Origin of the sequence: Delftia sp. GW456-R20 (assembly GCF_001622915.1) — a bacterium.
GTDB classification, from domain to species: Bacteria; Pseudomonadota; Gammaproteobacteria; order Burkholderiales; family Burkholderiaceae_C; genus Comamonas; species Comamonas acidovorans.
Genome location: NZ_LWCN01000004.1, coordinates 2,087,110 through 2,105,820, shown reverse-complemented (window position 1 = coordinate 2,105,820; position 18,711 = coordinate 2,087,110). Strand labels below are relative to the sequence as shown.

General features: G+C 69.1%; 15 protein-coding genes. 10 read left to right on the top strand and 5 right to left on the bottom strand.

The window, feature by feature from the left end; translation table 11 throughout:
- Nucleotides 1–22 precede the first annotated feature (22 nt).
- From A4F85_RS14690 to A4F85_RS14675, 4 genes are read left to right on the top strand one after another with little or no spacing between them, the layout of a single operon-like run.
- Nucleotides 23–1,081: a 3-keto-5-aminohexanoate cleavage protein gene (locus tag A4F85_RS14690; protein WP_063326999.1), complete on the top strand. Its 1,059-nt coding sequence runs from the start codon at nucleotides 23–25 to the stop codon at nucleotides 1,079–1,081.
- A 14-nt stretch (nucleotides 1,082–1,095) separates the two neighbouring features.
- Nucleotides 1,096–2,064 carry a Bug family tripartite tricarboxylate transporter substrate binding protein gene (locus A4F85_RS14685; RefSeq protein ID WP_063327991.1) on the top strand — a complete coding sequence of 323 codons (969 nt, stop codon included), beginning with the start codon at nucleotides 1,096–1,098 and terminating at the stop codon, nucleotides 2,062–2,064.
- Nucleotides 2,065–2,103: 39 nt separating this feature from the next.
- Nucleotides 2,104–3,075, top strand: a complete 972-nt coding sequence (locus A4F85_RS14680; protein ID WP_063326998.1) for a quinone oxidoreductase family protein — start codon at nucleotides 2,104–2,106, stop codon at nucleotides 3,073–3,075.
- 12 nt (nucleotides 3,076–3,087) lie between these two features.
- Entirely contained in the window at nucleotides 3,088–4,170 is a 1,083-nt protein-coding gene (locus A4F85_RS14675; RefSeq protein ID WP_013803807.1) for an AraC family transcriptional regulator, read from the top strand.
- 4 nt (nucleotides 4,171–4,174) lie between these two features.
- On the opposite strand, the gene A4F85_RS14670 is transcribed toward A4F85_RS14675, so the two are convergent.
- The 3 genes from A4F85_RS14670 to A4F85_RS14660 are packed head-to-tail and all read right to left on the bottom strand — an operon-like array spanning nucleotide 4,175 to nucleotide 7,119.
- On the bottom strand, nucleotides 4,175–5,233 hold the full coding sequence (locus tag A4F85_RS14670) for a 3-keto-5-aminohexanoate cleavage protein (protein ID WP_063326997.1): 1,059 nt from the start codon (nucleotides 5,231–5,233) through the stop codon (nucleotides 4,175–4,177).
- Between the two features lie 57 nt (nucleotides 5,234–5,290).
- Nucleotides 5,291–6,136, bottom strand: a complete 846-nt coding sequence (locus tag A4F85_RS14665; protein WP_063326996.1) for a TauD/TfdA dioxygenase family protein — start codon at nucleotides 6,134–6,136, stop codon at nucleotides 5,291–5,293.
- A gap of 20 nt (nucleotides 6,137–6,156) precedes the next feature.
- Entirely contained in the window at nucleotides 6,157–7,119 is a 963-nt protein-coding gene (locus A4F85_RS14660) for a tripartite tricarboxylate transporter substrate binding protein (protein ID WP_063326995.1), read from the bottom strand.
- Nucleotides 7,120–7,365: 246 nt separating this feature from the next.
- On the opposite strand from A4F85_RS14660, the gene A4F85_RS14655 reads away from it, so the two are divergent.
- Both A4F85_RS14655 and A4F85_RS14650 read left to right on the top strand, forming a co-directional pair.
- Nucleotides 7,366–8,586, top strand: coding sequence for a porin (locus tag A4F85_RS14655; RefSeq protein ID WP_063326994.1), 1,221 nt, complete (start codon nucleotides 7,366–7,368; stop codon nucleotides 8,584–8,586).
- A gap of 84 nt (nucleotides 8,587–8,670) precedes the next feature.
- Nucleotides 8,671–11,205, top strand: coding sequence for an ABC transporter permease (locus A4F85_RS14650; RefSeq protein WP_063326993.1), 2,535 nt, complete (start codon nucleotides 8,671–8,673; stop codon nucleotides 11,203–11,205).
- A gap of 648 nt (nucleotides 11,206–11,853) precedes the next feature.
- On the opposite strand, the gene A4F85_RS14645 is transcribed toward A4F85_RS14650, so the two are convergent.
- Entirely contained in the window at nucleotides 11,854–12,735 is an 882-nt protein-coding gene (locus A4F85_RS14645; RefSeq protein ID WP_063326992.1) for a LysR substrate-binding domain-containing protein, read from the bottom strand.
- A gap of 205 nt (nucleotides 12,736–12,940) precedes the next feature.
- Between A4F85_RS14645 and A4F85_RS14640 the strand changes: the two genes are divergently transcribed.
- Both A4F85_RS14640 and A4F85_RS14635 read left to right on the top strand, forming a co-directional pair.
- Entirely contained in the window at nucleotides 12,941–14,473 is a 1,533-nt protein-coding gene (locus A4F85_RS14640) for an MFS transporter (protein ID WP_082848209.1), read from the top strand.
- A 39-nt stretch (nucleotides 14,474–14,512) separates the two neighbouring features.
- A complete protein-coding gene (locus A4F85_RS14635; RefSeq protein WP_012203943.1) occupies nucleotides 14,513–14,914 on the top strand; it encodes a group II truncated hemoglobin in 402 nt (133 codons plus the stop codon).
- An 81-nt stretch (nucleotides 14,915–14,995) separates the two neighbouring features.
- On the opposite strand, the gene A4F85_RS14630 is transcribed toward A4F85_RS14635, so the two are convergent.
- Nucleotides 14,996–16,417: an NAD(P)/FAD-dependent oxidoreductase gene (locus A4F85_RS14630; protein ID WP_013803800.1), complete on the bottom strand. Its 1,422-nt coding sequence runs from the start codon at nucleotides 16,415–16,417 to the stop codon at nucleotides 14,996–14,998.
- Between the two features lie 335 nt (nucleotides 16,418–16,752).
- Between A4F85_RS14630 and A4F85_RS14625 the strand changes: the two genes are divergently transcribed.
- Both A4F85_RS14625 and A4F85_RS14620 read left to right on the top strand, forming a co-directional pair.
- The gene (locus A4F85_RS14625) at nucleotides 16,753–17,151 is read left to right on the top strand and encodes a nuclear transport factor 2 family protein (RefSeq protein ID WP_013803799.1); all 399 of its coding nucleotides are present in this window, start codon (nucleotides 16,753–16,755) and stop codon (nucleotides 17,149–17,151) included.
- Nucleotides 17,152–17,275: 124 nt separating this feature from the next.
- A complete protein-coding gene (locus tag A4F85_RS14620) occupies nucleotides 17,276–18,688 on the top strand; it encodes an amino acid permease (RefSeq protein ID WP_063326990.1) in 1,413 nt (470 codons plus the stop codon).
- Nucleotides 18,689–18,711: the final 23 nt, after the last annotated feature.

Genomic DNA, 18,711 nt, shown 5'->3' with positions numbered 1-18,711 from the left:
TCACGACACAAGGAGACATGCCATGAATTTTCTCGACGGCCACCTGTTCCCCGAAAACCAGCAGCCCCTGATCATCACGGCGGCGCCCTATGCGCCCTCGTGGCTGCCCTCGGACTTTCCCGGCGAGATCGCCGTGACCATGGACGAGCAGATCCAGAAGGCCGTGGACTGCTATAACGCCGGCGCCACCGTGCTGCACCTGCATGTGCGCGAGCTGGATGGCAAAGGCAGCAAGCGCCTGTCCAAGTTCAACGAGCTGATCGCCGGCGTGCGTGCGCGCGTGCCCGAGATGATCATCCAGGTGGGCGGATCGATCAGCTTTGCTCCCGAGACGGACGGCGCGGCCGCCAAGTGGCTGTCCGATGACACGCGCCACATGCTGGCCGAGCTGGAGCCCGTGCCCGACCAGGTCACGGTGACCGTCAATACCTCGCAGATGAATTTCCTGGAGCAGTTCGATGCGCGCGACATACGCGGCACCTCCATGGAGGACCCGGCCGTCTTCAATGCCTACAGGGAGATGACCGTGCCCGCCCAGCCCGGCTGGGCCGAGGAGCACATCCGGCGCCTGTCGGCCGCCGGCATCCAGAGCGCCTTCCAGTGCTACAACATCAACAGCTTCGAGTCCGTGGAGCGGCTCATGCGCCGCGGCATCTACAAGGGCCCGCTGGTGATGAACTGGGTGGCGATTGGCGGCGGCATGGACGCGCCCAGCATCTACAGCCTGGCCAACTTCGTGCGCGCCGTGCCAGACGGCGCCGTGCTCACGGTGGAAAGCTCGGTGCTCAACGTGCTGCCCGTGAACATGATGGGCATTGCCATGGGCCTGCATGTGCGCTGCGGCACCGAGGACAACCTCTGGAACCAGCGCCGCACGGCCAAGATGGGCACGGTGGCGCAGATCGAGCAGCTGGTGCGCATCGCAGGCGAGTTCGGCCGCCCCATCGCCACGGCGCAGCAGGCTCGGGAAATCTGCCGGATCGGCCAGTTCTACGGCACCGTGGACGAGACGCTGGCGGCCAACGGCTTCGCGCCCAACCGCAATGGCGCCCAGCAGGGATTTCTGCGCAAGGCCGCCTGAACCGGGAGCCCATGATGCAACGCATGCCCCCCTGGACGGCCATCGCCCTGGCCGCCTCGCTGCTGGCCGGTGGCGCCCACGCCTTCGGCGACAAGCCGGTCCGGCTCATCGTGCCGGCGCCGCCCGGCGGCACCATCGATGTGTTCGCGCGCATCATCAGCGACCAATTGGCGCAGGAGATACGCCAGCCCGTCATCGTCGAGAACCGGCCCGGTGCCGGTGGCGCCATCGCCGTCAAGCACATGCTGTCCCAGCCGGCCGACGGCAGCACGCTGCTGGTGACGGTGACCAACATCCTCACCGAGGTGCCCCATGTGCTCAAGGTCGGCTTCGACCCCATGAAGGACGTGCGGCCCGTGGCGCAGATGGCGCGCTCGGTGATGCTGTTCATCGCCTCGCCGCAGTTTCCCGCGCGCGACGGGGCCGAGGCCATCGCCTACGTGAAGGCCCACCCGGGCACGCTGTCGTTCGCCTCGTACAGCCAGGGCACGGCCTCGCAGTACGCGGGCGCCATCCTCAACAGAAGGGCCCACCTGGACATGGAGCATGTGGCCTTCCCGGGCTCGGCGCCCGCGCTGGCCCAGGTCATGGGCAACCAGATCCCGCTGATGTTCGACGGATCGGTCACCTCCAAGCCGCTGATCGCGGGCGGCAAGGTCAGGCTGCTGGCCGTGGCCTACAAGAGCCGGCTGCCCGACTACCCGCAGGTGCCCACGCTGGCCGAGCTGGGCTATCCCGAGGTGGATTTCAGTAACTGGAGCGGCGTGTTCGCCTCGGCGCAGACGCCGCGCCCGCTGCTGGAGAAGATCCACGGCGCGCTGGCCCGGGTCAACGCCCGCAAGGCCGTGCGCGAACGCTATGCGGGCACGGGCTTCGAGCCCGTCGAAGGCGATCGCTCGCTGGAGCAGATGTCCACCGACCTGCGCGCCGAGTTCGACCGCAATGCCGAGATCGTCCGGAACTTCGACATCCGGCTCAACTGATGCAGGGCGCCCCACGCAGGCGCTACACAAGGAGACTCCATGGCAAAGGCCATACGCTTTCATACCACCGGCGGCCCCGAGGTGCTCAGGCTGGAGCATGCCGAGGCCGGCGCGCCCGGACTCGGCCAGGCGCGCGTGCGCCACAGCCTCATCGCCGTCAACTTCATCGACATCTATTTCCGCACGGGCCGCTATCCGCTGGCCCTGCCCAACGGCCTGGGCTCGGACGCCGTGGGCGTGGTCGAGGCCGTGGGGGAGGGCGTGACCGAAGTGCGGCCCGGCGACCGCGTGGGCTACCTGATGGGCCCGCAGGGTGCCTACAGCGATGTGCGCGTGATGCCCGCCGAGGTGCTGATCCCGCTGCCCGATGGCATCAGCGACCGCACGGCGGCCACGCTGATGATGAAGGGCATGACGGCGCAGTACCTGTTCCGCCAGGTCCATCCGCTGCAGGGGGGCGAGACCATCCTCTACCACGCGGCGGCCGGCGGCGTGGGGCTGATCGCCTGCCAATGGGCGCGGGCCCTGGGCGTGACCATGATCGGCACGGTGAGCACCGACGAGAAGGCCGCCGCCGCGCGCGCCAACGGCTGCGCCCACGTCATCGTGACCTCGCGCGAGAACACCGTCGCTCGCGTGATGGAGATCACGGGCGGCAAGGGCGTGCCCGTGGTCTATGACTCGGTGGGCAAGGACACGCTCATGGATTCGCTGGACTGCCTGCAGCCGCGCGGCCGGCTGGTCAGCAACGGCACCTCGTCGGGCTCGGTGGTGGTGGACTCCCAGCTGCTGGCCTCCAAGGGATCGATCTGGATGACGCGGCCCGCGATGGTGCACTACATCCAGCCGCGCGCCCACATGCTGGAGATGGCGCGCGAGCTGTTCGACCATGTGCTGGCCGGGCGCATCGCCAGCGAGCCCCAGCAAAGCTTTGCGCTGGCCGATGCGGCCCAGGCGCACCGGGCGCTGGAGTCGCGCCGCACCACGGGCGCGACGGTGCTGATTCCCTGAAATGGACCTGCCATGCAGACCCCTGCGCTCCATGCCATCGGCACCGTGGCCGCAGGCCGCAGGCCCGTCACCTGCGGCCTTATCCGCAGTGCCAGCCTGCATGGCTATGCCGACCTGGTGAAAAGCCTGGGCCATGATCCCGCCGTCCTTGTGCGCGCGGCGGGACTGTCGGCGCGCCTGCTCGACGACCCGGAGACGCTGATTCCCATCCATGCCGTGCGCGAGCTGCTGGAGGTGGCCGCGCGCACCACGGGCACGCAGGATTTCGCGCTGCGCCTGGCGGCGCGGCGCAGCCTGTCCCACCTGGGCCCCATCAGCCTTGTGCTGCAGCAAGAGCCCACGCCGCGCCAGGCGCTGGACACCCTGTGCCGCTACCTCAAGCTGCTGAGTGCGGGCATGTTCGTACGCATCGAGGACGCGGGCTCCGGGGTGCTGGTGCGCCAGGACCTGGTGCCCATCGCGGGTATGGCCATGCGCCAGTCCATGGAGCTGGCGGTGGGCGTGATGTTTCGCGTGCTGCGCGAGCTGATCGGCGCCCAGTGGCGCCCGCAGCAGGTCAGCTTCGTACACCGCGCACCGGCCGATGCATCGGCCCACCGTGCCTTCTTCGGCGTGACCCCTTTGTTTGACCAGCCTTTCAACGGCATGGTCTGCCGCCTGGCGGACCTGCAACTGCTGCGCGAATGCGGCCAGGCGCAGGGCTCGGGCGTTGCGCGCTTTGCGCGAAGCCATCTGGAGCAGGCGCTGCGCAGCCGGGGCGAAGGCATGCAGGCGGCCTGCAGGGAGCTGATCATTGCACTGCTGCCGGGCGGCCGCTGTACGGCCCAGCAGGTGGCACGCCAGCTGGGAATGGACCGCCGCACGCTGCACCGCCGCCTGCTTGCGGAGGGGCAGACTTTCTCGGCGCTGCTCGACACCCTCCGCAGGGAACTGGTGCTGCGCCATCTGCAAGACGGTAGCCAGCCCCTGGGCGAGGTGGCGGGCCTGCTGGGGTTTGCCGCGCCCAGCGGCTTTTGCCACTGGTTCCGGGCCGCTTTCGGCGCCAGCGTCTCGGACTGGCGCAGGCGGGGGCAGGGACGGATTGGCGAGGCCTAGTGCGTCAGGCGGTCTTGCGCAGAAATCCCTGGTTGCCGCCGTTGCGGTTGGGCGCGAAGCCGTTGGCCGCCAATGTCTCTTCGGGGGTGTCGTAGAACACGCCAATCTTGCTGATGGCGCGCGCCTGTTGCGCCGTGGCGATGGGGCGGCCGAACTCGCGCGCGATGCGCACCAGCTGCTCGATCTGGGAGACCGTGCTGGCCTTGGCGCTGCGCGACTGGTTCCACAGGCAGTCCTCGGTGCCGCAGCGCACGTGCAGGCCCATGGCGATGCCCATCATGTTCACGGGCAGCACGTTGCGCACATTGCTTTCCACGGTGAGCACGGCGCCGTCTGGCACGGCGCGCACGAAATTGGCCAGGCTGTAGATGCTGGGCGCGTCCATGCCGCCGCCAATCGCCACCCAGTTCATCACCAGCGGGCCCTTGTAGATGCCGCGGCGCATGAGCCGCTCCACGGACTCGAAGCTGTTGATGTTGTAGCACTGGAAGGCGCTCTGGATGCCGGCGGCCGACAGGCGCCGGATGTGCTCCTCGGCCCAGCCGGGCTGGGCGGGCACGGTCATCTCCTTGTAGGCGTCGAAGATGGCGGGCTTCTCGCGCGAGGTGCCCCTGAAGTCCGCGTCCTCGGCCTGCTCCGTCACGTTCATCTGCGAGGTATTGACGGTCACCGTGACCTGGTCGGGCACGGGCTCCAGCTCGGCCAGCATGTGGCGCGTGTCGTCGGACAGCCACTTGGCGGCCGCGCCGTCTGTCTCGGGAGCAAAGCTGATCGATCCGCCCACCTGGATGATCATCTCGGGCACACGCGCGCGCACGCCGGCGATCAGCTCGTTGAACTTGGACAGGCGCTTGCTGCCTTTGCCATCCAGCTCGCGCACATGCAGGTGCAGCACGGTGGCGCCGGCGTTGTAGCAGTCCACGGCCTTCTGGATCTGCTCTTGCATGGTCACGGGAATGTCTTCGGGGAAATCGCCGGGCAGCCAGCCCGGCGCATAGGGGGCTGCCGTGATGATCAGGGGCTGCTGGTTTTCGGGGAACAGGTGGCCATCGAGAAAATTCATGGGACGCTCCGGTGGGTGGGGGTGAGGGGTGGGTGTGGAAAGAGTCTGTGCAGGGCCTCAGCGCGGGATGTCGCCGACGATGCCCGCGCGCTCCATGCGGCGGGGCGCCGGGTAGTAGTCGTTGAGCGCGTAGTGCTGGGTGCTGCGGTTGTCCCAGACGGCCACGTCGCCGGGCTTCCAGGACCAGCGCACCTGGTATTCGGGAATCGTGGCGCGGCTGATCAGGTAGTTCATCAGCAGCGCGGCGCCGGGCGCCTTGTCTATGCCGTGGCGCACGTTCTCGGGCGTGCTGTAGTTGACGAAGTGGGTGCTGAAGCCCGCGCCCACGAACAGCAGCTTCTCGCCGGTCTCAGGGTGGGTGCGCACCACGGGATGCTCCACGGGCGGGTGCTCGCCGGCCAGCCGCGCGCGCGCCTCGGGCGCCATCACGGCGCCGAAGGTGTGCTCTATGCCGGCCTTGGCGCGCAGGCCGTCGATGCTGCGCTTGATGCTCTCGGGCAGCTCCTCGTAGGCCTTGACCATGTTGACCCAGATGGTGTCGCCGCCGATCGGCGGGCACTCTATGCAGCGCAGCACCGCGCCCATGGCCGGGTTGGGGCGCCACAGGCCATCGCAGTGCCAGGTGTTTTCGTAGCTGTGCGGATCGTCGCTGCGGTAGATGCGCACCAGGCCAGGGTGCTCGGGATCGCTGCCTGCCACGGGATGGTCCTCCAGTGGGCCGAAGCGGCTGGCAAAGGCCACATGTTGGGCGCGCGTGATGTCCTGGTCCCGGAAGAACAGCACGCGATGGGTCAGCAGCGCGGCGCGGATGTCCGCGAACAGTGCGGCGTCGCGTGCGGCATCGCCGAGATGGATGCCGGAGATTTCGGCGCCGATGGCGGGGGTGATCTGTCGGATCTGCATGGTCGGTGTTTCCCTGGAAGTCAGTTCGCGGTGATCTGGTATTTCTTCACGATGCCGGCGTTGCGCTCGGACATCTGGCGTGTCTCGCGCTGCAGCGCGGCGGTGTCGATGAGCACCTCGGGCTCCAGCCCCACGTCGGAGAGCTTTTGCTGCACGGCCGGCGCGCTGGCCGCTTTCCCGATGGCGGCGCGCAGGCGTTCCATGGTTTCGGGCGGCAGGCGGGCGGGCGCGATCAGGCCCACCCAGCCGCGAAACTGCAGCTCGGGGTAGCCGAGTTCGGCGGTGGTCGGCACCTGGGGCAGATGGCGCGAACGCCGGGGGCCGGAGAACGCGTAGGCACGCAGCTTGCCGGCCCTGATCAGGGGCACCGAGGTCAGCATGCCGTCGAACATGACGTCCACCTGGCCGCCCAGCAGGGCCTGCACGGCCGGCGGCGAACCCGCGTAGCCCACGTGCTGCAGGTCCAGGCCGGCCTTGTCGCTGAGGATCAGGCCGGCGTAGTGCGACACGGTGCCGGGGCTGTAGCTGGCAAAGCTGGTCTGGCCTTTGCGTGCCTTGAGCTGCGCGAGCAGCTCCTGCAAGTCCTGGGCGGGCTGGCTGGCCCGGGCCACCAGCACCACGCCCGAGCGGGCCAGCGAGGCCAGGGGCACCAGGTCCTTGAGCGGATCGAACGGCATCTTGATCACATGGGGGATCTCGGCCAGCAGATTGCTTGCGCCCACCAGCAGCGTCTGCCCGTCGGCGGGCCCCTGCAGCAGGGTCTGCATGCCCAGCAGGCCGCCCGCGCCCGGGCGGTTGTCTATCACCACGGCCTGGCCTGTTTCAGACGCGAGCTGCTGGCCCACGACGCGCGCCACGATGTCCATGGTGCCGCCCGGCGGTGCGGGCACGATGAGCCTGAGCGGCTGGCGGCTCCAGGCCGTGCCGCCGATGGCGATGGCGCAGCCCGCGAGCAGCGTGGCGATGGCGTGGGGCAGTCTCATGTCCGTGTCTCCTTGTTCCGTGTTCTGGCATCCAGTATCGAAAGCCCGCTGTCCCGGGACTTGCCATTGGGGGACAGGCATTTGCCTTGTTGGGACAAATCCATGGCAACCCTGATCAGGGCAACCCGCGCATGTCGTGAATTGCAAAGCCGTTGGCATGAACTGCCAAGAAGCGGCGCGATGGCGTTCCTAGAGTCGATTCGTGGCGCAGGACCGCGCCAGCCACACGACGAACAGGAGACCCCCATGCCTCGACTTCACCCCCATCCCTGCGGCCTGCACGCGCTGGGCCTGCTGTGTCTGGCAGGCGCGGCCGCCGCCCAGGCGCCCACCTCGGTCACGCTGTTCGGCGTGATGGACGCCGGCGTCAGCCGCTACAGCGTGCGCAGCGATTCCTGGGACGCGGGCCCCGCGCGCTCGGCGCGGCAAAGCACCTGGGCGCTGTCGCCCTCGGGCAACCTGGCCAGCCGCATCGGCATACGCGCCAGCGAGGACCTGGGCGGCGGCCTCATGGCCGGCCTGTGGCTGGAGGCGCCGGTGGCCAATGACACGGGCGGCGGCGCGCTCAACTTCGGGCGGCGCGCCACCATCAGCCTGTCCGGGCGCCTGGGCGAGCTGCGCATGGGGCGCGACCACACGCCTTCGTTTCTGAACGACTGGGCCTTCGACCCCTTCACCGTCAACGGCGTGGGCACCAACCTGATCGCCGTGGTCAACAGCAACCTGGCCATCGCCCGCGCGCTGGCCACGGGCGGCCTGCTGGGCGGCGGGCTGTCGGCGGGCACGGACACCTATCTGCGCGCAGGCAACTCCATCGGCTACTTCCTGCCGCCGGGCCTGGGCGGCGTCTACGGGCAGGCCATGTACGCCTTCCCCGAGAACAGCTCGAAGCGGGGGCGCTACGCGGGTGCCCGCATCGGCTGGGCCATGGGGGCGGCCGATGTGGCGCTGGGCTATGGCGAGAACACCCTGGGCACCTCGGGCGCCGGCGCGGAAAAGATCCGCTCGCTGAACCTGGGCGGCTCCTATGACTTCGGCCCGGTCAAGCTGTTTGGCGAATGGTCCGGCGTGCGCAACGAGCGGCGCGACGCCGGCACGCTGGCCGCGATCAACGACCGCTACCTGGGCGTGCTGGCCGGCGTGAACATCCCCGTGGGCCAGGGGGCGCTGCGCGCCTCCTATGCACGTGTGCAGTTCAGGAATGGCCAGGGCCTGGCCGACGGCGATTCCTCGGTGAACAAGCTCGCCCTGGGCTATGTGCACCCGCTGTCCAAACGCACGGCGCTGTACGCCACGGTGTCGCGCATCAGCGTGGGCAACGGGCGCAACAACCCGGGCGTGATGGGCGTGACGCCGCTGGTGGTCAGCAACCCGGCCATCCTGCCCCAGCCCGGCTACCTGACCACGGGCGGCATGCAGCCGGCCGGCGCGCTGGGGCTGGACCTGGGCCTGCGGCTGATGTTCTGAACGGCCGTGCCAATAGTCCTGAACGGCCGTGCCAATAGCCGTGGCGCCCGGGTGCCCATCTTCGCCTGCGCTAATCTGCGCGGCATGAATGGATCTTCTGCATGGACCCTGGGTTGGCGCACCCTGTGGCGCGACCTGCGCGCGGGCGAGTTGCGCCTGTTGATCGTCGCCGTGATGCTGGCCGTGGCCGCGCTCAGTTCGGTGGGCTTTTTTGCCGACCGGCTGCAGGCGGGGCTGCAGCGCGATGCGCGCCAGCTGCTGGGCGGCGACGTGGTCGTGGTGGGCGACAACCCCACGGCGCCAGCCTTTGCCGAGCGCGCACGCGCCGAAGGGCTGCAGGCCCTGGAGACATCCAGCTTCCCGACCATGGCGCGCGCCAGCGACGCGCAAGGCGGCATGAGCCGCCTGGTGGCGCTCAAGAGCGTGCCCGAAGGCTATCCGCTGCGCGGCAGCCTGCGCGTGGCCGATGCCCCCGGCGCGGCCGACCGGGCCACGCGCGAGATACCGGCGCGGGGCGAGGCCTGGGTCGATGCGCCGCTGCTGGAGTCGCTGGGCATAGGCGTGGGGGACATGCTGCTGCTGGGCGACGCCCAACTGCGCGTGGCGCGCATCATCTCCATCGAGCCCGACCGGGGTGCGGGCTTCATGAACTTTGCGCCGCGCGTGATGATCACCTCCGCCGACCTTGCCGCCACGGGCCTGGTGCAGCCGGCCAGCCGCATCACCTACCGCCTGGCCGTGGCCGGCGCGGGTGATGGCTCCGAGGCGGCCGTGCAGCGCTATCGCGTCTGGGCCGAGCAGCAGGCCAAGGCGCCCGGCGTGCATGGCGTGCGCGTGGAGTCGCTGGACAGCGGCCGCCCCGAGATGCGCCAGACGCTGGACCGCGCCGAGAAATTCCTGAGCCTGGTCGCCCTGTTGGCGGCCCTGCTGTCGGCCGTGGCCGTGGCCCTGGCTGCACGCGGCTTTGCCAACAGCCACCTCGATGCATCGGCCATGCTGCGCGTGCTGGGCCAGAGCCAGCGGCGCATCGCGGGCGCCTACACCGTGGAGTTCGTGCTGGTCGGCCTGGCCTCCAGCGCCGCGGGCGTGCTGCTGGGCTGGGCCATCCACCATGTCTTCGTGCTGCTGCTGGCCGGTCTGGTGGAAACCGCCTTGCCCGCACCGGGCCTGTGGCCTGCGGCCTTCGGCGTGGGCATGGGGCTGACCCTGCTGCTGGCCTTTGGCCTGCCGCCCGTGCTGCAGCTGGCGCGCGTGCCGCCGCTGCGCGTCATGCGCCGCGACCTGGGCGCGCTCAAGCCTGCCTCGGTGGTGGTGCTGGCCGTGGGCGTGGCCGGCTTTGCGGCCTTGCTGCTGGCGGCCAGCCGCGACATCAAGCTGGGCCTGATCGCCGTGGGCGGCTTTGCCGTGGCCGTGCTGCTGTTCGCGGCCCTGGGCTGGCTGGCCGTGCAGGTGCTGCGCCGCCTGGTGCACGAGAGCACGGCGCCGCGCTGGCTGGTGCTGGCCACGCGCCAGATCGCCGCGCGCCCCGCCTATGCCGTGGTGCAGATCAGCAGCCTGGCCGTGGGGCTGCTGGCGCTCATGCTGCTGGTGCTGCTGCGCACCGACCTCATCGGCAGCTGGCGCCAGGCCACTCCGGCCAATGCGCCCAACCGCTTTGTCATCAACGTGCAGCCCGAGCAGGCCGACGGTTTCCGCGCGGCGCTGGACAAGGCTGGCGTCACCTCCTATGACTGGTTCCCCATGATCCGGGGGCGTCTGGTCACCGTCAACGGCAAGCCGGTCAGTCCCGACGACTTCAGCGAAGACCGCGCCAAGCGCCTGGTGGACCGGGAGTTCAACCTCTCCACCACGGCGCAGGCGCCCGCACACAACCTGATCACGGCGGGCACCTGGACGCCTGGCGCCAAGGGCGAGATCAGCGTGGAGGACGGCATTGCCGAGACCCTGGGCCTCAAGCTGGGCGACACGCTGGGCTTCGACGTGGGCGGGGTGCCCAGCGAGGCGCGCATCACCAGCCTGCGCAAGGTGGACTGGGGATCGATGCGGGCCAACTTCTTCGTGATCTATCCCGTGGACCACCTGGACGACGTGGCCGTCAGCTACCTGGCCGCCTACCGCGCGCCCGACGTGGCGGGCTTCGACAACGCCCTGGTGCGCGAGTTTCCCAACATCACCAACGTGGACCTGAGCACCACGCTGGCCCAGGTGCAGCGCGTGCTGGACCAGGTGATACGCGCGGTGGAATTCCTCTTCGGCTTCACCCTGGCCGCCGGCCTGGTCGTGCTCTTCGCCGCCGTCACCGCCACGCGCGAGGAGCGTGCGCGCGAGTACGCCATCATGCGCGCCGTCGGTGCCCAGGCGCGGCTGCTGGCGCAGGTGCAGCGCGCCGAGCTGGCCGGTGTGGGCCTGCTGGCGGGTTTCCTGGCCAGCTGCGCGGCGGGGGCCGTGGGCTGGGCCCTGGCGCGCTGGGTGTTCGAGTTCAACTGGACCGTGCCATGGTGGGCTCCGCTGGCGGGGGCTGTTGCCGGGGCCTTGCTGGCCTGGATGGCGGGGTGGTGGGCGTTGCGGGAGGTGTTGAGGAGGCCTGTGATGGATACGTTGAGGCAGGTGGCTGAGTAGGTCTTTGTGTTCTGTTTTTTGCCCCTGCCGGGTGGTTGTTTTTCGAGGCCGGGGTTCGGCCCGGCGGCCGACCTACTTTCTTATCGCGCGATAAGAAAGTAGGCAAAGAAGCGCGCCCCAAACTGCCCACGACCCCTGCGCTGCGCTCCGGGGCGACCTGCGTTGGGCGGGATGCGGGGTGTGCCGCAGAACTCGCTGCGCGCTGGCGCGCTTCGCTCAAACAACTGCGGCAAGTCAGATGACGAAGCAGCCCTGTCCTTCGGCAGGGCTGCCACCCGCATCCCGCCCAACGCAGGCGTGGGCAGAAGGGGGGAGGCTGGGGGCAGCCAACAGCCAACAGCCAACAGCCAACAGCCAACAGCCAACGGCCGACAGCCGACAGCCGACAGCCGACAGCCGGCGCCGTCGCTCCGCTCGGCTTCAAACCGGGGCCGAGCGAAGCGAAGGCCCGAGCCAACTCCCCGTATGTCAGCGCAGGTTGCCCGCAGCGAAGCGGAGGGTCGCGGACATTCGGGTCGCCTTTGCTTTGCCTACTTTCCTTTGGCGAAACAAAGGAAAGTAGGTCGGCCGCCGGGCCGAGACCCGGCCTCGAAAAACAACCACCCGGCAGGGGCAAAAAAAGGCGACTCCGGCGAGCAGAGACACAACTCAGCCCTCCTTGAACAACCTCTCCCCCACAAAATCCACAAACGCCCTCACCTTAGGCGACAACTGCCGGCTCGACGCCCACAGCGCCGAAAACTGCCCCGTGTGCGTCAGGTCCTCCGCCAGCACCCGCTGCAGTTCGCCACGCCCCAGTGCATCGCGCGCCAGGAAGTCGGGCATATAGGCCAGCCCCATGCCCGCCACGGCCGCGCCCAGCATGGCTTCCATGTTGTTGCAGACCAGGGCGGCGGGCAGGTGGGGCGGCATGCCGGGCAGCACCCATTCCTCCAGCTTGCCGCTGCTCAGGAAGCGGTAGCGCAGGCAGCTGTGCTGTGCCAGTTCGGCGGGGGATTGCGGTATGCCCCGTGCCGCCAGGTAGTCGGGCGAGCCGGCCAGGATGAAGCGGAACGGCCCCAGCCGGCGCGCGACCAGGCGTGAGTCGGCCAGTTCGCCGCTGCGGATGACCACGTCCAGGCCGGCCTCGACCACGTCCACCAGGTGGTCGTTGAAGTCCAGGTCCAGGTCAACCTCCGGGTACAGGGCCTGGAAATCGGGCAGCACGGGCAGCAGGAAGCGGTAGCCGATGGTGGGCAGGCTCACGCGCAGCCGCCCGCGCGGCGCCTCGGCGGCGGCCTGCATGGTGGCGCGCGCATCGTGCAGTTCATCCAGGATGCGGCGGCAGCGCTCGTGGAACAGTGCGCCTTCCTGCGTGAGGCGTACCTGGCGCGTGGTGCGCTGGAACAGGCGCAGGCCCAGTTGCTGTTCCAGCCGCGCCACGTTCTTGCCTACGGCCGAGGCCGAGATGCCCAGGGCGCGCCCGGCCTCGGCAAAGCTCAGCAGGTCGGCTGCACGCACAAAGGATTCGAGTCCGCTGAAGCTGTCCATGTCGATTGCCAACCTTGGGTTGGGAGTGTGGGGAGTCTGTTGCCTATTTTCACGGCATTGCAGCGCTTTTATCGTTCATGCATGCCTGGCCATGTGCGGCCGGGAAATTGCGAAAGCCTTGCCAACCATGTCCTCCTGCCTGACTTCTTCCCGCGCACCGGGTGCGCTCCACGGTACAGCGCGTCCGCATGCGTCCCCGGTCTGGGTGCTGTTGTCGGTGTGCCTTGCAGCGCTGGCGATGCCGCTGAGCTTTACCGGACCGGCCGTGGCCCTGTCTGCGCTGCGCGAGGCGCTGGGCGGCGGGCCGCTGGCGCTCAACTGGGTGACGAATGCCTTCATGCTGAGCTTTGGCGCCACGCTGATGGCGGCCGGCGCGCTGGCCGATCTGCACGGGCGGCGGCGCGTTTTCCTGACCGGGCTGGGCGTGGTGCTGGTCAGTGCGCTGGCCCAGGCCTGCCTGGGCGGGCAGGGGGCTATCGTCGTGTTCAACCTGCTGCGTGCGCTGCAGGGCCTGGGCGCGGCGGCCGCGCTGGCGGGCGGCACGGCGGCGCTGGCCCAGGTGTTCGATGGAGCGGGGCGCATGCGCGCCTTCAGTGGCGTGGGCACGTCGTTTGGCGTGGGCCTGGCCTTCGGGCCGTTGCTGTCGGGCTGGTTGCTGGGCGTGGCGGGCTGGCGCGGCGTGGTGCTTTGCGTGGCCGCCGTGGCGCTGGCCGCGCTGGTGCTGGGGCTGCGCTGTATGCCGGAGTCGCGCAACCCGAAGGCGCAGCGGCTGGACCGGGCCGGTGCGCTGCTGTTCACCGCAGCCCTGGCGCTGCTGACCTGGGGCGTGCTGCAGGGGCCGGAGGCGGGCTGGTCCAGCGGGGCGGCGCTGCTGCCGCTGGCCGGTGCCGCGCTGGCGCTGGCGGCCTTTGTGGCCGTGGAGCGGCGCGTGCAGCAGCGCACGGGGCAGCCCATGCTGGACCTGTCGCTGTTTCGCTATCCGCGTTTCGTGGGCGTGCAGTTGCTGGCGGGTGCGCCGGCCTATGCCTTCGTGGTGCTGCTGGTGCTGCTGCCGGTGCGCTTCATCGGCGTGGAGGGCATGGCGCCGCTGCAGGCGGGGCAGCTGATGTTTGTGCTGTCCCTGCCCATGCTGTTCGTGCCGTTGCTGGCGGGCTGGCTCACACGCTGGGTTTCGGCCGCGCTGCTGTGCCTGGCGGGGTTGCTGGTGTGCGCGGCGGGCCTGCTGTGGCTGGGCGGGTGCGCGCCGGGCACGGCCTTTGCGCAGATGGCGCCCCCGCTGCTGCTGATCGGCCTGGGCATCGGGCTGCCCTGGGGTTTGATGGATGGCCTGGCCGTGAGCGTGGTGCCCAGCGAGCGCGCCGGCATGGCCACGGGCATTTTCAGCACGGTGCGCGTGGCGGGCGAGGGCATGGCGCTGGCGCTGGTGGGCGCGGGGCTGGCTGCATTGCTGGCATGGCGTCTGTCGGCCCTGGCAGCTCAGGCGCCCCAGGCGGTGCAGGCGGTGCATGCCACCGGCCGTGCGGCGCAGTTGCTGGTGACGGGGAACATCGCCGAGGCCATGGCCCTGCTGCCCGGCCTGTCTGCACCCGCCGTGCTGGCGGCCCATGGCCAGGCCTTTGGCATCTTGCTGGATGTGCTGGCGGGCATCACGGTGCTCACGGCGCTGGCGGTGTACGGCTTCCTGCGTGCCGGGGCCCCCAAGGATACCGGTACGGGCACGGACATGGCACATGCCTGACAATCGCGGGTTTCACTCAGCCGCCAGCCGCTTTTCGCCATGTCAGAGGAATCCCAGAACAACGCCCCCCAGACCCCCTATGAATGGATCGGCGGCGAGCCCAGGGTGCAGGCCCTGGTGGACCGTTTCTACGATCTCATGGACCTGGAGCCCGGCTATGCCGAACTGCGTGCCGCCCACGGCAGCACGCTGGCCGATGCGCGTCAGAAGCTGTTCTGGTTCCTGTGCGGCTGGCTGGGCGGCCCGGACCATTACCAGGACCGCTTCGGCCACCCGCGCCTGCGCATGCGCCACATGCCGTTTTCCATCGGCATCCTGGAACGCGACCAGTGGGTGGCCTGCATGGACCAGGCCATGGGCGAGACCGGCGTGCCCGAGGATTTGCGCGTGCGCCTCAAGGCCAGCTTCATGAACACGGCCGACTGGATGCGGAACCGGTAGCAGCTGGCTGCCCCCGGCGCTGCTGAAAAAAAGGGCCGGCCCCCTGCAGGAGGCCGGCCCAAGCAGCAATCGGTTGGGGGTTCAGAGCTTTTCGTCGCGCATGTAGTACCAGTGGTACAGGAACCGCTGCCCAAGCCGGCGAAACGGCGCAAACGCGGGCGAGCGCACCATGTTGAAGACGTTCGGATACTCCAGCTCCGAGTTGTAGATGGGCAGCTCGAAGGTCTTGCTCTGGCGCCCCGCGATGCGCTCGGCCATGCGACGGCCCGCGTGGGCCGAGAAGGAGACGCCGTTGCCGCCATAGCCCACGGCGTAGAAGATGCTCTGGGCCGGATCGGGCTGGAAGACGCGCGGCATCATGTCGTGGCTCACATCGACCCAGCCCCACCAGGAGTAGTCGATGGTGATGCCCTTGAGCGCCGGGAACTTGCGGTGCAGGCCGTCCACCAGCTTGGCCATGTGGATGGGGTTGGGCGCATCGGCGCCCGTGACGGCGCTGCGGCTGCCGATCTGCACGCGGTTGTCGGGCAGGCGGCGGTAGTAAAAGCGCAGCGTGCGGGTGTCGGTGATGACCTGGGTGGTCTTGAAGCCCGTGGCCTCCAGCTCCTGCTCGGTCAGCGGCCGCGTGACCAGCGAGTTCGAGAGGATGGGCATGATCTTGGAGCGCAGGCTGCCATGCAGGGCGTTGCTGGTGTAGCCGCCCGTGGCAAAGCCCACGGCGCGCGCCCGCACGGTGCCGCCGGGCGTGCGCAGGTGGTGCACGCCGTTGCGCGTCTCGACGCCCAGCACCGGGCTGGCCGGGTGCACCTTGACGCCCAGCTCCCGCGCCTTGCGCAGGTAGCCGAAGGCCAGCTTGAGCGGGTGCACGCCGATGCCGTCGGGCTCGTGCATGGCGCCGTGGCTGTCGGCGTCGTTCACATAGTCGCGGCGCAGCTCCTCGGGGCTGAGCATGCGGGCGTCGTAGCCGAAGACCTCGCGCATGATCTGGGTCTCGTTGCGCAGGAAGTCGAGTTTCTTTTCGCGGTGGGCGATGTAGAGGTGGCCGCCGGGCTGGGGCTCGCACTCGGGGAATTCGGCCACCAAGTCCTTGAAGGTCTGGAAGCCCTCGCGGATCTCGGCGTCGAGCTTGAGCGCCACGTCCTTGCCCCAGCGTGCGATCCATTGCGAGCGGTACAGGCGCCCGCTGGCGTTCTGCCCCTGGCCGCCGTTGCGGCTGGTGCAGCCCCAGGCGGTCTGGTTGGCGTCCAGCACCACGGCGCGGATGCCGTGCTCGCGCGCCAGGAACAGGGCCGTGGCCAGGCCCGTGAAGCCCGAGCCGACGATGGCCACGTCCACGTCCATGTCGCCGCTGACGGGGCCGTCATCGTCTGGCGGGCGTCCCGCCGTGCCGACCCAGTAAGTGGGCGCATAGCCCGTGCCGTGGCCCGGGTTGGCGGCCACCAGCGGGTCGTACTGAGGGTCGTAGGGACGCAGGTGGCTGGGGCGGATGTCCTCGGCTTTCATGGCGGATGTCTCCTGGTGCGGCGGCTTGGGATCTGCCGCTTTTTGCTATGGATTCGGTGGAATGGGGCCAATGCCGGCAAGCCCTGCAAGGCGGTGCGCCGACGATGGAATCAGCATAGCCAGCAGGCCATGGAGCCAGTTAGCGCCACAGCCCAGCTTTCGATAGAGCCAGTGGCGGCCGGTGCGCGCGCCTGGACCTAACGATTGATGGCATCTGGTTCTAACGGGTCCGTGTGCCTGCTACCTACCATGGCCCATCGACATTTCGATGACGCGGCGCGGCGGCCCTGCCCGGGGCCCGGCGCCGTGGTACCCACCACAGACAAGGAGACAGCATGAGCGCAGACACCAACCCTCCAGATGCCCAGTTCCTGGCCCGCTTCGCCGAGGCCTGGAACCGCCACGACATCGAGGCCCTGATGGGCTTCATGGCCGATGAGTGCGAGTTCCACGCCGTGGCCGGGCCCGATCTCATGGGCCGCAGCTTCGTCGGCCGCCAGGCGGTGCGCGAGGGCTTTCAGATGGCCTGGCAGGCCTTCCCCGATGCGGCCTGGCTCGATGGAGACCATTTCGTGCAGGGCGACCGTGGCGTGTCCGAGAGCACCTTCAAGGGCACCAAGGCCGACGGCCTGCGCGTGGAAGCGCGCATGGTGGATGTCTTCACCTTCAAGGACGGAAAGATCGCCGTGAAGAACGCCTTCCGCAAGGACCGCCCGCCGGTGGCGGCCGCCTGACGGCGCGGGGCCTTGCGGCCCCGTGCTACCGGGAACACCGGATACGCCACGGCAAGGCGCGCACCTGCGCAGCCACCACAACAGAGCATCAGCCGTGGCGCCTGAACGCAACAGGAGACAAGACATGATCGGACATCAGCAAGCCTCTTCGCCGGGGCTTTCACACGGGCTCAAACAGCGGCACATGACCATGATCGCCCTGGGCGGCGTCATCGGCGCCGGGCTGTTCGTGGGCAGCGGCGTCGTCATCAAGTCGGCCGGGCCGGCCGCGATTCTTTCCTTCCTCATCACGGGCCTGCTCGTGGTGCTGGTCATGCGCATGCTGGGCGAGCTGGCCTGCTCCATGCCCGGCGGAGGGTCCTTCTACGAATATGCGCGAGAGGCCTGGCGCGACCGCCCCGGCGTGGGCCGGCTGGCAGGCTTTCTGACGGGCTGGATGTACTGGTACTTCTGGGTCATCGTCGTGGCGCTGGAGGCCGTGGCCGGTGCCGACCTGGTGCGCTACTGGCTGCCCGATGTCCCCAACTGGAGCATCAGCCTGGTGCTGCTGGTGATGCTGACGCTGACCAACCTGGTCTCGGTGAAGTCCTTTGGCGAGTTCGAGTTCTGGTTCGCCTCCATCAAGGTGGCGGCCATCGTGGTTTTCCTGTTCGTGGCGGGCGTCTACGTGCTGGGCCTGACGCCTGCGTCGCAGGGCATGCACTTCGGCAACCTCACCGGCAATGGCGGCTTCATGCCCAACGGCATCGTGCCGGTGCTGACCGGGGCCGTGGCGGCCACGGGCTTTTACTTCGGCGCCGAAATCGTGACCATCGCGGCGGCCGAAACTGCCGAGCCGCAGAAGGCCGTGGCCAAGGCCACCAGCTCGGTGATCACGCGCGTGCTGGTGTTCTATGTGGGCTCCATCTTCCTAGTGGCCTGCCTGGTGCCCTGGAATGCGGTTGGCATCGCCACGCCGTATGTGAGCGCACTGAACACCATGGGCGTGCCCGCTGCCGCGCAGATCATGAACGCCATCGTGCTGACGGCCGTGCTGTCGGCGCTGAACTCGGGGCTGTATGCATCCTCGCGCATGCTGTTCGCGCTGACGCGGCGCGGCGATGCGCCCCAGGCGCTGGCCAAGGTCAGCCGCAACGGCGTGCCCACGCGCGCCATCCTGGTGGCCACGGTGTTCGGCTACGGCGCCGTGGTGATGTCCTATGTGTCGCCCGACAAGGTGTTCGCCTTCCTGGTCAATTCCTACGGCACGGTGGCGATCTTCGTCTACATCCTGATCGCCATCTCGCAGCTGCGCCTGCGCTCCCGCCTGGAGCGTGAGGCGCCGCACCTGCTCAAGGTGCGCATGTGGTGCTATCCGTACCTGACCTGGTTCGCCATCTTCGGCATGCTGTCCATCGTCATCGCCATGGCCTTCATCCCCGAGCAGCGCACACCGCTGGCGCTGGGCGTGGCCAGCCTGTGCATCCTGCTGCTGGCCTATGGCGTGCGGCAGTTCCTGCAGCGTGGCGTGGCGCCGGTGGTGTCCTCGCTGTCCTAGGCCGCGCAGCCCGAGCCGCAGAA